Raw genomic sequence first — 17,658 nt, 5'->3', positions numbered from 1 at the left:
CCGTCAGGAGATTTCTTTCTTGATCTCCAGAAGCTGCTGACGTTCTGGCATCGACTTATAGAACGGATCGAGTGGATAGCATCCAGAGACAATTCCGTTGCGAGGAGCTGTCGTGCAATCGCTGAAGGTCCGACAGATTTTCTTCCGTTTCATGACCTCTCCCGCGATGACATCAGCAGGCAATTCCGGGTACGACAACACCATTCGCCCCAACCCAACAAAATCGACATGCCCGTTTTTGACGGCATGTTGTCCGACATTCGGAAGCCATTCCTGCAAGTATGAATAGCCTGACCCAACCAGGACCATGTCCGGATTCGCTTCCTTGATTTGCCGCGTGACATTGATCTGTCTGGCGACACCAACGAGCGGGTCTTCAGGAGGAAGATAACCATCCGATGGCGGGAAGATGGCCGGACGCTGCATGTGAGGGTTGTAATACGGACTTCCACAACTGATGCAAACCAGCTTGATCTCCAGCTCACGCAGGATCTGCATGAACTGCTGAGGTTCGGTCAAATCAATCCCTGTTCCAGTCTCATCTCCGCCGAATGCGTATTTGTAATCCCCTTGCGATGACGGAATTCCAATTCGGTCTTCTCCCGGTTCGAAGGGAGAGAAGTCGAAGATGCTGACTCTCGTTCCAATTTCGAGTCCGGGTGCTTCTGCTCGAATCCCTGAAACAATTTCGCGGAGAAAACGCGTTCGATTTTCCAAGCTACCACCGAATCGGCCCGGGCGGTCATAGCCGGAGAGAATTTCATGCCCGAGGTAACCATGGCAATGTTTGATGTCGACGAACTTGTACCCAGCCTTCTGAGCACGAACCGATGCGACCACAAAATCGTCGATCAGTTTCGACAATTCATCATCACTGAGAATCGTATCGTCGCCTTCAATCGAGAACTTTTGATCCAGCACCGGATGGCGATATGCGATGCGAGGCTCGAGTCGTGATTTCTCGTTGGGACGCGCAAATCGCCCGGAGTGAGTCAGCTGAAGCCCGACTAGTAAATCGTCCGTCGTTCCAAAATGCTTGAGATGTGTTTCCTCGAGAAGCTCACGCAGAGCGACGAGTTCTCCGAGGTTCTCTTCAGTGCAGAGCAACTGATTCGGGTTCGCCCGGCCATCGTGTCGAACCGCGACCGCTTCACCACCCCAGATCAGCTTGGCCCCGCTGAGGCCGAAGTTTTCCCAACGTCGACGCGTCAGGTCCGTCGGCTTGCCGTCTTTGGTTCCATCCCAACCTTCCATTGGAAGAATACAGAAACGGTTCCCGATTGACTGGCTGGAGTGTTGAAATGTCTGGCCGAGCGCGGACTGCTCTCCCGACTCGACGTTTTCATCAAACGGGAGGTCGACATTCAGCGAATCAAGATAGGTGCGGAAATCGCTCGCTGTTTTGAGAGTGGAAACGCGCGGATAAGACATAGTTGAGTTTTCATATAAAAGAAGCCGCCGACCTCTCAGTCGACGGCTTGTCCTGAGAATTCTTCAGGAATATGTTACTCAAACAAGGTCGCTCCCGGAATCGCCATGGGTCGCAAATCAACCGGTGTATCCCAGTTGCCAATTTCCGGGACGAGTTTTTCTTCGGAGTTCCAGGCCATCTCCCAGGTCACCTCTTTGCCGGTGTACCCAGCCATACGTCCCATGATCGCCATCATGGTGCTGGTGACCATTCGCTCACCATTGTCGATCGGTTTGCCTTCGCGAATCGACTTGAACATTTCGTCATGCTCGACCTGATACATGTTGGGAGTCGGCCCCTTATAGCGCCAATCTTCCTCACCAGTGATCGAAACACCGCGACGCGTGATCGTGCCTTTTCCTTTCGAGCCGAGAACATAGAAGTTGTTCTCGTTATGACATCCGGAAATTTGCCGCTGGGCCATGAACGCACGTGTGTCGTCTTCCCAGAGATAGTTCACTTCGATGTGATCGAAGATGTTCCCACCCTTGGCAGGCACTTGTCGTCCACCGACTGCGGTACAACTGACAGGTGGCTTGTCTCCTTTGGACCAGGAAATCCAGTCGACGGTATGGCAAGCCTGCTCGACGAGTCCGTCACCTGACAACCATGTGAAGTTGTACCAGTTGCGAACCATCCATTCGAGATCGCTCATCCCTTCCGGACGAGTCGATTCATCGGGCATCGTCTTGACTGGATTCGTCAGGTAAGTTCCGTACGAGCAGAGAACGTCACCAATGTCTCCGGCGAGAACTTTTTCAAAGAAGGCACGCTTCGCGTAGTCATACCGCCAGCAGAAACCTGCCACGACAGCGAGGTTCTTTTCTTGTGCTCGCTTCACCGCTGCCATCACACGACGAACGCCCGGAGCGTCTGTGGCCATGGGCTTTTCGGTGAAAATGTGCTTCCCTTTTTCGACGGCGTATTCGAACTGCTCCGGACGAAATCCCGGAGGCGTTGCGAGAATGACAACGTCACACGAATCAATCACATATCGGAAAGCATCCAAACCAGAAAACTGGTGGTCTTCGTCGACCTGCACTCGGTCAGCGATCCCCTTCTGTGCTTTCAATGATTTGATTGAGCTTTCAATCTTCTCAGGAAATGCATCGCCCATCGCGACAAGCACAGCGTTGGGATCAGCATTCAATGCCTGATTGGCTGCGCCGGACCCGCGTCCGCCACATCCGACTAAGCCCACTCGAATCTTTTCATCACCGGCCGCATACAGCCCGGCTTGACCAGAAAATCCGCTCATTAAAGCCATTGCAGTACCCGCTTCTGCGGTGGACTTCAGGAAGGAGCGTCGTGTTGTGTCATTCGACGAATTCGACATGCTGCTGTCTCTCTTGGAAGATGCGAGGAGGGTTGAGGAAGGTCATTCTCAAAGAAACCCCAAAACAGAAAATCGTTCGGGCGCTCAAGGAGACGAGAAAGCATCCTGAAGTTGAGTTGAGCACGGTGTGTGTTTGAAAGCACTTGGCGAAATGGTCTTTGCAACTTCGCACGAGCAAACAGAACGACAACGATTGCAAACAATCCAAGCGAGCATGCAAGACAGAGCAACTTGCTCCAGAGACCACTCGATTGGCAAACTTCAGAAGCACTATTCGTCGATTCCAGATAAGTTTCGGGATCTCATCCAGATCGATATTAGCGAGAGTCCAGTACAGAGGAAACTCTTTCCCCAGTTTCCTCGTCCCTTTCACGAAATTGAAAACGACCGATCACAACCCGGTGATCTGACTCCTCGCTTGAGTCATAAACGCACTCCACTGGAATCAGGTTTTGATTGATCCAGATTTGATCGAGTGCCAGCACCGGAAACGGAAGCGGCCACGATCCTCGGTAACCGTGACCAGCTGCATCAAACAGGTTTTGATGCTGTTCTCGCAATGCATCAAACGCGTGTGATTCGGCAGGTGTATTGAAGTCCCCCATGATCAACACATGTCGATTCTTAAACGTGCCAGCGACATAGGCGAGTTCGTCGAGAATCGGACGACGCATCACGAGCGGGTTGGCAGTCATGTCAACGACGATGCACGTCAGTTCTCGACCATCAACTTCAATCGATTGCTCGCAGCCCACCGATCCATGCCCCAGCCAGTGAACGAAACTGCGTCCCTGCGGCTTCCGGCTCAACAGTCCAAGCCCTTTGTAAAGAAACGAAAACTGATAGTCGGGCAACAACCGATTCCAACGGGCCGTTTCTTCCTCCGGATGCTGACCAATCTCGACAAGCCCGATGACATCGGGTTGATGAAGTCGAACCTTCTCCAGAAACGACTCGCACGACTGCTTTCGAGAAAGATTGGCAAACATCACCGTCGCTGCATCTTCTTTGACAGCGCGGGGTGCGTCGAATTTCCACTCGCGAGCCACCCAACTTCCAACGAGCAAGACGCAACAGAGAACCCAAAAAGTCGCCCAGCGATAGCTCCGCTTGCGTGCCGACTTCAAAAAAAGAAGCCCACTCGTGACAGCGACGACAGGCAGCGGCGTCGCATAAAAGTAAGCAGAGGCGCCCCAATACGAATCTTGCACTGTGAGACGAATGACAATAGCCAGCAATGTAAAAACTGCTACTCCAAACCAGAACAGCGACACCCACAGGCTCCACATTCGGCCCTTCGAATTCTCACGCTGCTGATTCATAAACCGCATCGACTGAGTGGAAGAACGTCCGCTAGTGATCCGATCTGGAATTCCGAATCGATGTCACTTCGCCCTGCTCCGAGGTGAACAGCCTGGAGCCCTGCATTTCGGGCACCAGTATAGTCATTCGCGAAGTCATCGCCGACCATCAAGATCTGATCGGGAGCACATTCGCAGCGATCGACGAGTGCTTCGAAAAACTGCTGGCTTGGCTTTCTCCATCCAATTTCGGACGAAATCAAACGGACATCAATGTCGCACAAGACTGGATGCCCGTCCAATGCAGTGTGCAGACGACGATCAAAATTCGAAGCAATCGCAACTCCAACCCCTTCTGACTGCAGAACGGAAATCACCTCCGCTGCGTGATCGGCGAGCCGCCATGATTCCGGGAGCGAGAAGTGCCGGTAAAGTTCATTAAAGCAATCGTCAGCATTTTCGACAGGTCCCAGGACTTCTCCGACGACCCGCTTCCAGAAGTTCAGTTCGTGATCTTCGTTGGTCGAGAACGTCCGCTGGTGTTCAGCGAACGCTTTTTGGAATCGGCTTCGCACAATCTCGGTCGAGAGATCGGCCCCGAACCGGTTTCCAATGCGGGTATAAGTTTCTGCAACTCCAGGATCGGCGAAAATCAACGTTCCCACTGCATCGAACGCGATCCAGCGAATCGGAACATTGCTCGTCAGATTATTCATACATCAATCTTCGACACTGTCAGTTCAGCCAGCGCGACTGGATGATCCAATCCGAAGTTGACAATCACTTCCGGATGTAGTTCGCCGAGGACTCCCCGGACTTCGGAATCAGTTTCAAACTCCGCCACGCGTCCCGGAATGAAGGATGGATGCGTGATGGCTTTAAACGTTGCTGTCGCTCCGATTTCGAACATCAGTGAATCGATCACAGACCGAATTGAGGCATAGCTGGCATCTTTTCCCATTTCGACGATCGCGAGATGACGTTCTTCGCGGGCTCCCGTCTCCGCCTGAGAGTCCAGCACGGTGACGTTATCAAGTTCGAAGAACCGCAGAGGCAGCGGTGCACGTCGATTCTCGCGCAGGTGTTCCATCACACCCGTCATGAGATGAGTCCGCACAACGGTCATCGCCTTTAACTTTGGATTCGCAATTTTGGGATACGATTCCGGAACCGGCAGCCCAAATTTCTCGAAATGCAACTCCTCGGTCGTCATCGGCAGGCTCATGATTTCGCCGTAACCGAGACCGAGCATCACGCTTCGGAACATATCGCTCTCGTCATCTTCCGGTCGCGATTGACCGGTCGTCGCCTGTCCTGCATAACTCGGAACAATGTTCTTGTATCCGTAACCAATCGCCAGATCTTCGAAGACATCAACCATATGTTTGAAGTCCGTTCGCAGCGCCGGATAGCGAACAGTGAATCGAGAATCCGATCCATCGACAGGGCTGACGTCGAGTCTCATGCGATTGAGAGAAGCTTTGAGAGAGTCTTTATCGAGAGGCAGTCCCAGCCACCGGTTCGCTGACTCGAGGTCGATCTCAACTTCTCGAGGAGAGAGATCGGGCGAGTCAAACGTCTTTCCGTTGAGTGCTTTCACGGAGACGGACTTGGCAGTTCCTCCCATTTCTAACAGCGACGATACAAATGTGTCGAGCGATTTGACGACTGCCGACTCGCTGATGCCAGTGACATCAATGAACAGACGGCGTGAGTTTTGAGAGACTTTCGTCGATTCGCTGTTGATGATCGGCGGCATCGAGAGAATGACGCCCTTCGAGTCTTTCAGTACCGGAAAACGTCGATGGTCATGGAGCAGCTTCGCGTAAGCTGTCCCTTTGGGATGTTTCTCGAGAATCTCTCGTCCGGTCATCTGCTCACCCGGACGTCCGAGTGGCTCAAAGCGTTCCGAGTCCGGATCGATGGTCGTATATTGAAGCGGACCGGTAATCTGATCGAGGTCGTACACCCCGATCGAAGCCAGCTTGCGATCTCTGCCGACGCCCCAGTGGAGTGCTTCCTGAAGCTTCATCAACGCAACGAGTGTCGCATCGTCGATCTGTTTCATCTCGACGACGGCACACCGAATGAATGGCCGCTGACAGTCATCGCCATCAACCGACGCATCGACGACTAATTCAAGATCAGATTGACCAACTTCATACTTTGGAAGTCCCACGACTTCTTCAAAGTACCCTTTGAGAGCACGGGCGATCCCACCAACATCGAATAGATCCGGACGGGCAGCCAATAGATCGAGACGAATGACTTGGCTCTCGCCGATCCGCTCGAAGGGCTGTTCCTGTTCATGTTCACACCAGTTGCACCGCCGCGTGACTTCCGCACCGAGCGATCCTTCGACGGCATTCCCGCACACCGGACAGCGAAATCGCTCGACAGTCACGATGTCCTCAACGTCACATCCGATCTGTTCGAGGGTGTCGGCGAGTTCTTCAACTGCGTACTCTTTTCCCAGCAGCTTGTTTAGCCATTCCCCTTCGACATTAATGACAGGCACGCCATCGACTCCCGGTTTCAGCCTTTTCTGGAGCGAGCTCTCAGTGGGACCTTCCGGTCTGCTCACCAAGCATTGTTCCAGAGCATTTCTCTAGTGATATTTCAAAAACCCCCGCGAACAGCGACTCTGAACGATCGAGCCAGCCGGTTCACACGAGCAGACAGTTAACTGCAAATTGTGATGAATTCGAAAATCCATCGGTGAAAGACGAGCAGGATAGCTCGTGTTGGATGCTGAATGGAGTCCATCGGGAACATTTTAGGATCTCCCGCAACGGGCATTCACCCATTCGTGACCGAATCTTGATGCGACTGTGACCACTCTGCAAGGCGATTCAGCAACAATCGCACCTCGCCACGATCGATCGCATCCTCAGCAAATCGGACTCCTTCAATGAGTGAACTCGCTCGACCGCTGCACAGCAGAGCTGCCGCTGCGTTGGCGACGACCATTCTGCGTGCAGGTCCAGCCTGACCACTGATGATGCTTCGAATGACGTCCGCACTCTCGCCGGGCGAAGAGACTTTCAGTTCGTCAGGATGACATTCTTCCAGGCCGAAGTCGGCGGGGGTCCATACCATCAAGACCGGTGGATTGTTGCCCGTCACTTCCCAGACTCGAGTCTTTCCCCACAGCGAGACTTCATCCAGCTGATCATTGCCACAGACGACAAACGTTTTCTTGGTCCCCAGTCGACTCGCAGCTTGAGCAATTCGCTCGGCATTTCCGTCGCGGTTTGCCCCCAACAATTGAAACTCAGCACTCGCCGGATTTGTGAGCGGTCCGAGCAAGTTGAAGATGGTCCGAATTCCTAACTCAGCCCGAATCGGAGCGACGTGTTTCATCGCTCCATGAAACAGCCGGGCGTAGCAGAAGCAGATCCCCAACTCATCCAGACACTGACCCGCCAGCTCAGCCGACAAGCCAATATTCACTCCGAGTGCTTCCAAAACATCCGCAGAACCGCTTGAACTCGAAACGCTTCGATTGCCATGTTTCGCAACCGGTTGTCCACACGCAGCGACGATCAGTGCTGTCGCTGTGCTGATGTTAAACGTATGGAGTTTGTCGCCTCCAGTGCCGCAGGTATCGATCAATCCGGTTTGAGAAGTTTCGATTTTCAGCGACCGCTTTCTCATCGCAGCTGCCGCACCGGCGATTTCGGTTTCCGTTTCCCCGTCGACCGCCAGAGCAGTCAGAAACGACGAAACATCGACCGGCGAGCACTCGCCGTCCATGATCGCTCCCACCGCAGCCTGCATGGGCTCCTCTTGAATCTCTTCATTCTGAAGAATCTTCTCGATCACTGCTCGAATTGATACATGCATCAGCCGGTGTTTCCTGTCGATTCAGAAGTGAACAATGCCCAGATTCTCAGTGCTGGTGACGAGCCTTCAAAACGAATTTTTCCACGAGTGAGGGAGACTTTACTCCGCTCGATGATTCAACGCCGCTGGCCACATCAACACCCCACGGTCGAACAGCTTCAATAGCGGACTGAATGTTGTCGACTCCCAGCCCCCCAGCAAGGATGAGTGGAGGCCAGTCTTCAAAATTGTATCGAGATGCCACGAGTTCCCACGGAACGCTGTGCCCGGTTCCGCCGTACGCTCCACTGACTCGCGCATCGACCAGAAATGCCCGCACATTAACATCTCGTTCGAGATACTGATGCACTTCGTTCTCAAGATCATCGATCGTTTCTTCGTTGACTCGAATCGCTCGAACGACTTGTAGCCCCTTGAGAGACGATGCAAACTCCGGAGACTCGTCGCCGTGCAATTGCACAGTCTTGAGTCCGCAGCAATTGGCAGCTTCGAGAATCTCAGAAGTGGAGTGATTGACGAACAAGCCAATCGGCTCGATCGTTTTCGGCAAGGCTGCTGCGATCTCGCCGGCAGTCGATAAGTCCACGCGCCGTGACGATCGTGAGTAGAAATTCAAACCAATCGCGTCCGGCTGAAAAGCAGCAACTTGCAGTGCATTCTCGACCGACGTCAACCCGCACACCTTAATCCACATCGGGCGACTCCTGTGACACAGGTGATGAGGACTTGGATTGCGACAGCTTCTTTAAGGTCCGCACTCGATCGATCGTCATCGCTCCCAGCGTCACGATGACTAGAACGACAGTCTCAACGATCAACACAGTATTCGCGTTCCGATTGACCCAGCGATTGGCAGGATTCAGTTGATCGCCAAACGTTGCGGCAATCACGATGAAGATCGAGATACAAAAAATCGCAGAAACCACAATGACTGGGTAAAACGTCAAGCGATCACGCTTCACTTCGTCTCTTGAATCATGCTCGCTTGTCACTTCAATGACCTCGATCCAACTCTGAATAAAACACTGCTCTTTAAACCCTGATTGGCGATTGACTGAGGCTGAGGAATTGACTCTGCCCATAGTTTCAATTCTGCCATGAGTCTCTTCGGCTATGTTCCTCGCGTGTTTCCAAAAAGCTCGATGTGTCGCCGAGGAGAAACGGACCAGGCTCGAACTTCAGCCCCGGGAGACAACCAACTCATCCGCTGATTCAATTCGTCAACGCTCGTTCCCTGCGGCATGACGAAAACTTTTGAAGTGTCATACGACGAGAGACCAGCCAGATATTCTTCAACGGCTGACATGTCGTCTGGCACATCAACGACGAATTTGAACTGGTAGTCATATTCTCGAATCAGTCGCTCAATCACTTCAGGGCGATGTCGTCTCGCTTCGTGGCGATCCTGCCAATTCGTTCCGACTGGAGTCGAGTTCGCAAGCTTGGGGCTGATGGACATGAGATTGGCTTCCACTGGAAGAAAACAGGTTCCGGCGGTTTCAATCGTGATGTAGTGACCGCGCCGGGAAAGTTCCTTCGTCAGCGGAACCATGTCGGGAACAAGAAGTGGCTCGCCGCCCGTGAGGACAACATGCTCGCAGTTGTAATCCTCAATCAGCGCGAGAAGCTGCTCGATCGAATACTCAGTCCCTTCGGGATTCCACGAGGTATGAGGCGTGTCACAAAACCAGCATCGAAGATTACAGCCCGAAGTTCTTACGAAGCTGCTCGGAACGCCGCAATGTTGGCCTTCGCCTTGAATGGAATGAAAAATCTCGGAAATCCACATCGGAATCAGTCGCGCTCGCTTCAGCAATCACCAGCATGTCCAGTCGAATCTGCAGAGTTTACAGCATTCGATGTCGAATCGGCAGTTCCAGCCGATCGGTTCAATTGTGAATGAAACAATTGCACCGGGTACAATGTCAGACTTGCAAGCTCTGACACCGAAAACCTGGACCAGATCCGCTCGCAGACGTTCGCTCAAATCCTCAGAGAGTAAGACTCGGCGCCGTAACCAATTACCCGGAAAACACTTACAAACACGACCCAATTTTCACCTATCAGAAAGACGCAGCTATTGGCACGCAGGATGCGTTAGGTTTCTCGCATCACCTCCCTTGGTCAGACCCGACCACACAGATCCCCACTCCCTACACAATATTCCTTTTCATGGAAATCAACGGCAGGAAGCCACGATTTCCGATCGCAATTTCAGCGACCGCTGAATGAGCTCAATTTACGGAGAAGCCCAATGCTCGTCGTCTCACGCAAGAAGCACGAATTCATCCAAATCGGCGAAGATATTGTCATCAAAGTCATCAAGACCAGTCGCGGTTCGGTGAAAATTGGAATCGACGCTCCCGGCGGAACCCGCGTATTGCGAGGAGAGCTTTCGATTGAGGAACTTTTCGAACCCGCTCCCAAGCCACTTTCTCGCCGACCCCGCCAGCTTGCTCCCAAAGAACAGGATTCAATGCAACCCGTCGGTGCACTCTGATCGGTCACTCTCATTGGTGAGCGTTGATCTCTTCTGGCAGAAGCTGTTCGTCCTGTCTCCCTGCTTGGTGGCGGTGTCCGTCTATTGAAGGCGGGCACCGTCGCTTCTTAATGAGCAGACTCTGCCTCGCGCTCTGCGGTGAAGAGTTGCTCAGCGCCGTCAGAACCGGCGACTTGAAAAGTTGTCAAGAGATCTTCCAGAAAAGTTCATTTCTTCTTCCAATCTTGCCGATTGTATACCTTGCTTGGAGAAGGGTGAGTATTCCACCAAGAGTGGAATCCAGGGGGGCGCCTTTCTCCAGGATGCTTGTTTCTAACGCGAGGTCTGTCGCGTTAGAAGTAAGCCTTCTTTGCGACCCTGGCCGAAGGCGATATTGACCGACCGGCGAATTCTGCAATAGGGTGCCTCATTCTTTTTGAGCCCAAAAGTTACCTCTTGGGTACTCTTCTGAATTGAGGACCAATCATGGCGCAGGACATGGATGTCGCTTGGCCAGCACGCCTGACCGTAACAATTCTCGGCGTGATCATGCACTTCGTCGGTGTGGCGCACGCACAACTTCCAGCACAGCACACCCTCCCCTCCGCGAAAGCGCCCATTAGCCCGATGCAGGACGATGCTTCACTCAACGAAGTGAAATTCGTCGGCGAGAAAAACGGCTGGGCAGTTGGCGATCAAGGAACAGTCTGGAAATCGACCGACGGCGGCCAATCATGGTCTCTAATCCCGACCGTCGCCGGAGTGAATGACTATTCCTTTCAGAGCATCTGCTTCCTGACCGATCAGGTCGGGTGGATCGCTGGAGGCACAATTGATCCAGTTGGTGGTCAAACGCGCGGGCTTGTTCTAAAGACGCAAGATGGAGGAAAGTCCTGGAGCGTCATCTCGAGCCAACAGCTCAACTATGTGAAGACCATCCGCTTCTTTGATTTCGATCACGGCATTGTCGTCGGCGAACGCTCGATCGATGCACCTGCCGGGATTCTTGAAACAGAAGATGGCGGGCAAACCTGGACAGCAGTCAACGCAACATCGAACGCCCGTTGGAATGACGGTGCCTTTTTCGACATGCGGAACGGACTGGTCGTCGGTCCGCTCGGCCAGCAATCGATCCTCGCCAACGGAACACTGACCTACGGCAACGCGACATCCAGCCACTTGCAGTCGCTCAATGACGTCACCATCGATTCAAACGGGAACGCGTGGCTGGCCGGCGATGGTGGTCTCGTTCTCGCCAGTTCGAATCGAGGAGTCTCATGGGAAATCCCCGAAAGTGACCTTTCCAGGGAATTCAAGAAGTTCACCGACTTTCAGGGAGTCGCGCAGGTTGACTCGAAAGTCTGGATCGTCGGCTCACCGGGCTCAGTCATCTGGCACTCGGCAGACGCAGGCAAATCGTGGACACCGCAAGGAACAGGCGATCCGACGCCGCTGACATCCGTCCACTTCGTCAACGAAACGGACGGCATTGCCGTTGGACTTCTCGGACGCATTTCTCGAACAACAGACGGTGGAGCGACATGGTATCCCGTCCGTGGAGATAACAGACGAGTCGCCAGTTGGTCCGTTCATGCTTACACAAGTCGCACACCGATCGAGTTTCTGAATCGATGGAGCGGAGAGTCCGGGTATCGCACAGCGACAACCATCCTGACCAGATCCGACATTGGCCCAGATGCTCACGCTAATGACGCCAGCAACTTGCGTCTCAAGCATGCTGTCCTCAAGTCGGGAGGCAACACATCCGAAATTCACTGGAGCCTACCGCTCGAAATCCCCGGTCTCAAATCGAGCCAACCAGATTTAATCAAGGAGTGGACCTCCATTCACGATCAGCAATTGCCGCAGATCGTTCTGGGAAGTCTCGTAGCACGCATCCGAACATACCGTCCTGATCTCATTCTTCTGGATGAAGCACCACAGGAAGACGCAACGACTGAACTGCTCCACAATGCGATCCTGACAGCCATTCAGCAAGCTGCAGATCCCTCCCGATACCCGGAACACAGACTCGCGGGACTCCCCGTCTGGCAAGTCCAGAAAGTGGTGATGCAACGAGCTCCCGGCAGTCAGGGCCACTTCACACAGGATGCTTTCGAGGTCCTCCCCAATCTTGGAACAACTCTCGATATCGCGAGTGCCAACGCGAAGTCGCTGCTGGAAACGACGCGCACCTCGCAACCTCAATCGGTCTCCTATGACGTCATCTGGTCAGCTTCCGATTCCAAGAATTCAAGAGCAACTCTGTTCGGCGACCTGCAGATTCCCATCGACACAGCTGCGCGTCGGGCACTTCCGGCTGTCCGCACTGAAGTATTTGATGAACTGATCGCTCAGTCACAACATCGCCGGCATATTTCGTCGATTTCGCAACATGCCATGCAATCCGATGCATCCGGTGGCCAACTGATCGGACAACTCGGCTCGATGATGCGGCCGCTCAACCAGGAACAAGCTGCCCGACAACTTGCTGATCTGGCTCTTCAGTTTCGCATGAATGGCGAATGGGACCTCGCCGAGCAAGTCTACACCCAACTGCTGCAGGACTACTCGAATGAACCGTGTGCCAGACAATCGATCTTGTGGTTGGTCCCTTTCTGGACGAGTTCGGAGTTGGGCTGGCAACGTCTCAAGTCCATCTCGGCGACCGACATCACAGCTTCGACGGATCGTTCAATCCTTCAGGCGAACTTTCAGTATCTGTCTGAACTCTCAGATCGAGTCACAACACCTGACAGCATCGAAGAAGACCTGAAGCTGTTGCAAGACCCTTCCACACAAACCAGCCAGGCCCGCGTTCCAACTCTTGGAAATAGTCCGATGGCTGTTCTCGGCAATTCAGAGCGTGGGAATCAATTGCAAATGCGCCAGACGAGGTGGCAGGAATTGGCTGGAGTTGTTGCCGAAGCGGCCATGGAATCATCGCCGCAGTTGAACTCGGTCGACGACCTGCAATTCACGCTCGCTGCCCTCTACCGAAAGACGAACAAGAGCAAGCGAGCCGACGCGATTTACAATCGATATCTCCAGCGTCTGAATCCCGACGATCCATGGTATGTCGCTGCTCAGGGAGAAGCATCGCTTTTGAAGCGAGGCGCGCTTTCGCCGAAGCCGATGCTGAACTGCAAGATGACATCTTTCCCACCAGTGCTCGATGGAGAATTGACGGACCCCTGCTGGGCAGAAGCGATTGAAGTCCCGCTCGATTCCACTCATCAGGCGGAAGCATTCATTGGAACCGAAGGACAATCACGACGGACTCAGCGATCGCCACAGCTTCGCCCAATTGCTTTCTTTTCTCACGATGAAGAGTACTTCTATTTCGCGATGAGTATTCCGAAACACACGGAAGTTCCGTACGCAGAGACTCAAACCACTGGCCGTCCGCGAGATGGCTCGCTGGAACGATTCGACAGGATCTCGATTCAGATCGACACAGACCGCGACTACTCCACGTTCTATGAATTCGAAGTCGACCAGCGAGGCTGGACACGAGAGCGATGCTGGGACGATCTTGGATTCGATCCCAACTGGTTCGTCGCAACTCATCAGGACCGCGATAGCTGGACCGTCGAAGCAGCGATCCCTTTGAGCGAACTCGCGCCGCCAGAACTGACGTTCGGTCAGACATGGGCTGTTGGCGTCACACGAATCGTTCCAGCGAAGCAAGTTCAAACCTGGACCGGCGCCGGCGGAGAGATTCCGTTGGCTCCTAAATTCGGGCTAATGAATCTGATTTCCGCACCGGTCACGAACTAGAGCAAGTTGCTCTCTCCTGTGCACTCGCTTGACTTGTTTCACAAGTTGAAAGGCTGAGTTTGCTCGTGCGAGATCGTGCACACCAAATCAAAAAATGCTCTAACCAATGACTAATTGCATCGTCGCGAGCTGACAGTCTTCAGCACTTCTTAAAACGTTTCGGTCGCTTCACGAAAAAAACGCCGCAAACTGAATTTCAGTCTGCGGCGTGATTCAAACCCTCCGCCTGTTGGCGCAGGCAGGAACTGCTGCGAGAAGAGCGATGATCAGGTCATGTCAACATGCACCTTTAACGATCACGGCTCACGCGATGGGATGGTCCCCCGGCGAACGAGTTGCGGTAGGGTTTGTTCTCAGTCTGTCAGATCGAGGTTGCGCACAAACCATGTGACCAAAATCCGACAGAAATCTGTCTTAGGAATTGTATTCATCCGCCCTCAAAAACCAGTCAAAGTTCCTGGTGACGGGGCGAAGAAACATCGCTCTTTATTTCGGTTCTGTCAACGTGCATATTGACAGTTTGTCACAGAAATCTGGTGCCATCCGACAAAACATCTGACTCACTCACAATTTGTGAATTGGAAACAAACATTGTGAATCGTCTGAGTCCGCGAAACCGGCATTGACCAGTTTTGTTGATTCCCGATACAAGCCCACTACTGTCTTGGCAGACGGTACCCGTGCGGAAGTCGCATGATCCGCCGGTTCCTCCATCTCCTCACGAATGCACGCCCTCGAACCAACGGATTGGAACGAGCCATGACGCGAACGACATCGCTTTTTCTCGGACTCGCACTTCTCGCTGGATGCGGTGGTTCGGAGACTCCACAGCAGACTGTGGACTCTTCAGTCAAACCTTCCGCTGCACCAGCTGCAACTCCTGCCGCTGAGAAGACCGCAAGCTCCGCACCAGAGAAGAAGGTCGTCACTTACGATCAACTGATTCAGGCAGCAGACACGCTCATTGACAAGCGTGACGCGAAGAACGCAATCAAAATTCTGACCACTGCGATCAAAGCCAAGCCGACGCAACCGGAAGCTTACATCAAGCGAGCCGCTCTTCTGGCAGAGGCAAAACTCTTCAAGCAAGCGGTCGGCGACATGTCATCCGCCATCGGTGTTGATCCTGAGAACAGCAAGTACCGCAACACACGCGGCTACTTCCTGCTGATGCTGCAGGACTACGATGCTGCTGAACGTGACTTCAACAAAGCCATCGACATCGATCCCGAGTACCCACAGGCGTACAACAATCGAGGACTCGTGTTCATCGGCCAGAACGAGTACATCAAAGCACTCAACGATTTCCGAAAAGCCAGCGATCTGAAAGAAAACTACGTCGACGCGTTGAACAATCTCGGATTCGTTTTCCTTCAGATGGAAGAAGCTGACCCAGCCAAAGCTGTCGAGACGTTTACGAAAGTTCTCGAAATCAACGATGGCTACCTCAACGCCATCTCCAATCGCGGACGGGCTCACCTGGCACTGAAAGATTACGACAGTGCGATCAAAGACTTCAGCCGAGCAATCGAACTGCAACCACAGAATCAGCAGTATCGCATGCATCGCAGCGAAGCCTACCGTGCAGCTGGCCAGTTTGATCTCGCGAGAGAAGACGTCAATCAAATCGCACGCGAACGACAAATTGCAGAAGTGAATCACATGATTCGCAACAACCCACGCCGCAAAGAACTCTGGCTGACCCGCGCCCAACTTCTGTTGCAATCTGATCGCACAGAAGAAGCCAAAACCGCGCTCGACAATGCCATCAAACTCGACGGCACATTCATTCCCTCACTCTTGAGTCGTGCACGTCTTCACGAACTCGAGCAGGAATACGATCAGGTGATCGAAGTCTGTTCGAAGATTCTCGATCTCGAACCAAACACCGAAGCTCAGTCTCTGCGTGGTGACGCATACATGCTGGTCGGCAAAATCGACGAAGCAATCGCTGACTACGAAGCAGCCCGCCGGTTCGATACGAAAATCGTGGAAGCTTACCGAGCCCGCGCTGAACAGCGAGAACAAGCTGGCGAAACTGATCTCGCCAAAGCTGATCAGGAACGAGCTGACAGCCTCGAAACTCGCCTCACAGCGGGACCACCGACATCCACTGAAGACGCCAAACCACGTGAAATGGTTGTGCAACCTGTCAGCTTCGAACAGGTCGCTGAAGAAGAAGGCCCTGAGACCAAATAGTCTCTGCTTGGCCTACACCGGAATTTTCAATAGGCACCGCATGTTGTCGAACATGCGGCGCCTTTCTTTTTGGAATTCGGTCAACGCCACAACACTCAACAGACACAGCAAGTTGTAGACTGATCAAATCTCGATTATATAAATAGGTGATCCGTCGGAGACTTTCTGCCGGTCAAACCAAAACAGATCCTCAATTTATCACCAAAGTTTCCGTCCGTTCTTCCGAGACTGGAGCGGTCACTACTTCAAACAATTTGGACAGGCATGCGAACAATGCAAATGATCAAACTCTTCATCGCCACACTTATGATTCTGGTGATGCAGTCATCCGGTCAGGCGGCGGATCTGAAAGCACTGATCATCGATGGTCAAAACAATCACGGCGACTGGCCGAAAACAACTTTCATGATGAAGCAGTATCTCGAAGAAACCGGGCTCTTCGACGTCGATCTGGCACGGACGAAATACACCTGGAAGGGAGAACAACACCTGCCAGAGTATTCGATTCCAGGATTGGAAACCGAAGCATTTCCGGAACCGAAAACCGATCCCGACTTCAGCCCTGACTTCTCAAAATACGATGTTGTCGTTTCGAACTTCGGCTTCAACGCAGCTCCATGGCCAAAGAAAACCCAAGAAGCTTTCGAAGAATACGTGCGTAACGGTGGAGGACTGGTGATCGTGCACGCTGCGGACAATTCATTCGGAGACTGGACAGAGTACAATCAAATGATCGGCCTCGGTGGCTGGGGTGGCCGGGATGAGAAGTCCGGACCGTATGTCTACCTAAATGATCAGGGCGAAGAGGTTCGCGATGAGTCACCCGGACGCGGTGGAACTCACGGACCACAGCACGAGTTCTCCATCGTCATCCGCGATAACACTCACCCCATCACGAAAGGGCTTCCAACCGAGTGGCTCCACAGCAAAGATGAATTGTATTCCTTGCTTCGAGGCCCTGGTCAGCAGATGCGGATTCTCGCGACAGCTTACGCAAGTCCAGAATTTAACGGCACCGAACGCCACGAACCGATGCTGATGACAATTAAGTACGGCGACGGCAAAGTCTTCCACACCCCGATGGGACATGCGGACTACTCGATGGAGTGCGTCGGATTCAAGACCTGCCTGCAACGTGGAACCGAATGGGCAGCGACAGGCAAGGTCACTCAGGACATTCCCGACAACTTCCCAACTGCTGAATCCGTGTCAGCGGAGCCTTACGCCAAATAGTGCAGTCCAAATG

At 53.1% G+C, this 17,658-nt stretch carries 13 protein-coding genes; 4 read left to right on the top strand and 9 right to left on the bottom strand.

Going from position 1 to position 17,658, the window contains the following annotated elements; genetic code table 11:
• Positions 1-3: 3 nt before the first annotated feature.
• The 9 genes from AB1L42_RS06515 to AB1L42_RS06475 all read right to left on the bottom strand — a co-directional run bounded on the left by AB1L42_RS06515 (position 4) and on the right by AB1L42_RS06475 (position 9,743).
• A complete protein-coding gene (locus tag AB1L42_RS06515; RefSeq protein WP_367052626.1) occupies positions 4-1,431 on the bottom strand; it encodes an NADH:flavin oxidoreductase in 1,428 nt (475 codons plus the stop codon).
• A 74-nt stretch (positions 1,432-1,505) separates the two neighbouring features.
• Positions 1,506-2,807, bottom strand: coding sequence for a Gfo/Idh/MocA family oxidoreductase (locus AB1L42_RS06510; RefSeq protein WP_367052623.1), 1,302 nt, complete (start codon positions 2,805-2,807; stop codon positions 1,506-1,508).
• A gap of 317 nt (positions 2,808-3,124) precedes the next feature.
• Positions 3,125-4,129, bottom strand: coding sequence for an endonuclease/exonuclease/phosphatase family protein (locus tag AB1L42_RS06505; RefSeq protein ID WP_367052621.1), 1,005 nt, complete (start codon positions 4,127-4,129; stop codon positions 3,125-3,127).
• Complete coding sequence (locus AB1L42_RS06500; RefSeq protein WP_367052619.1) at positions 4,126-4,824, bottom strand: HAD-IA family hydrolase; 699 nt, start codon at positions 4,822-4,824, stop codon at positions 4,126-4,128. The genes AB1L42_RS06505 and AB1L42_RS06500 overlap by 4 nt, the downstream gene beginning before the upstream one ends.
• Positions 4,821-6,692, bottom strand: coding sequence for a phenylalanine--tRNA ligase subunit beta (gene pheT / locus AB1L42_RS06495; protein ID WP_367052617.1), 1,872 nt, complete (start codon positions 6,690-6,692; stop codon positions 4,821-4,823). Before pheT ends, AB1L42_RS06500 begins: the two co-directional genes overlap by 4 nt.
• A gap of 215 nt (positions 6,693-6,907) precedes the next feature.
• Complete coding sequence (trpD, locus tag AB1L42_RS06490; RefSeq protein WP_367052615.1) at positions 6,908-7,954, bottom strand: anthranilate phosphoribosyltransferase; 1,047 nt, start codon at positions 7,952-7,954, stop codon at positions 6,908-6,910.
• Positions 7,955-8,000: 46 nt separating this feature from the next.
• On the bottom strand, positions 8,001-8,648 hold the full coding sequence (locus tag AB1L42_RS06485; RefSeq protein ID WP_367052613.1) for a phosphoribosylanthranilate isomerase: 648 nt from the start codon (positions 8,646-8,648) through the stop codon (positions 8,001-8,003).
• Positions 8,638-8,916, bottom strand: a complete 279-nt coding sequence (locus AB1L42_RS06480; protein ID WP_367052611.1) for a hypothetical protein — start codon at positions 8,914-8,916, stop codon at positions 8,638-8,640. The genes AB1L42_RS06485 and AB1L42_RS06480 overlap by 11 nt, the downstream gene beginning before the upstream one ends.
• A gap of 149 nt (positions 8,917-9,065) precedes the next feature.
• On the bottom strand, positions 9,066-9,743 hold the full coding sequence (locus AB1L42_RS06475; RefSeq protein ID WP_367052609.1) for a 7-carboxy-7-deazaguanine synthase QueE: 678 nt from the start codon (positions 9,741-9,743) through the stop codon (positions 9,066-9,068).
• Between the two features lie 465 nt (positions 9,744-10,208).
• On the opposite strand from AB1L42_RS06475, the gene AB1L42_RS06470 reads away from it, so the two are divergent.
• The 4 genes from AB1L42_RS06470 to AB1L42_RS06455 all read left to right on the top strand — a co-directional run bounded on the left by AB1L42_RS06470 (position 10,209) and on the right by AB1L42_RS06455 (position 17,645).
• The gene (locus AB1L42_RS06470) at positions 10,209-10,454 is read left to right on the top strand and encodes a carbon storage regulator (RefSeq protein WP_367052607.1); all 246 of its coding nucleotides are present in this window, start codon (positions 10,209-10,211) and stop codon (positions 10,452-10,454) included.
• A 465-nt stretch (positions 10,455-10,919) separates the two neighbouring features.
• On the top strand, positions 10,920-14,213 hold the full coding sequence (locus AB1L42_RS06465) for a YCF48-related protein (RefSeq protein WP_367052605.1): 3,294 nt from the start codon (positions 10,920-10,922) through the stop codon (positions 14,211-14,213).
• Between the two features lie 759 nt (positions 14,214-14,972).
• Positions 14,973-16,412, top strand: coding sequence for a tetratricopeptide repeat protein (locus AB1L42_RS06460; protein ID WP_367052603.1), 1,440 nt, complete (start codon positions 14,973-14,975; stop codon positions 16,410-16,412).
• A gap of 273 nt (positions 16,413-16,685) precedes the next feature.
• Complete coding sequence (locus AB1L42_RS06455) at positions 16,686-17,645, top strand: ThuA domain-containing protein (RefSeq protein ID WP_367052601.1); 960 nt, start codon at positions 16,686-16,688, stop codon at positions 17,643-17,645.
• Positions 17,646-17,658 lie beyond the last annotated feature (13 nt).

Origin of the sequence: Thalassoglobus sp. JC818 (assembly GCF_040717535.1) — a bacterium.
In the GTDB taxonomy this organism is placed as follows: domain Bacteria; phylum Planctomycetota; class Planctomycetia; order Planctomycetales; family Planctomycetaceae; genus Thalassoglobus.
Note: the sequence above shows the minus strand (reverse complement) of the source record. Positions and strands in the feature narration are given on the sequence as shown.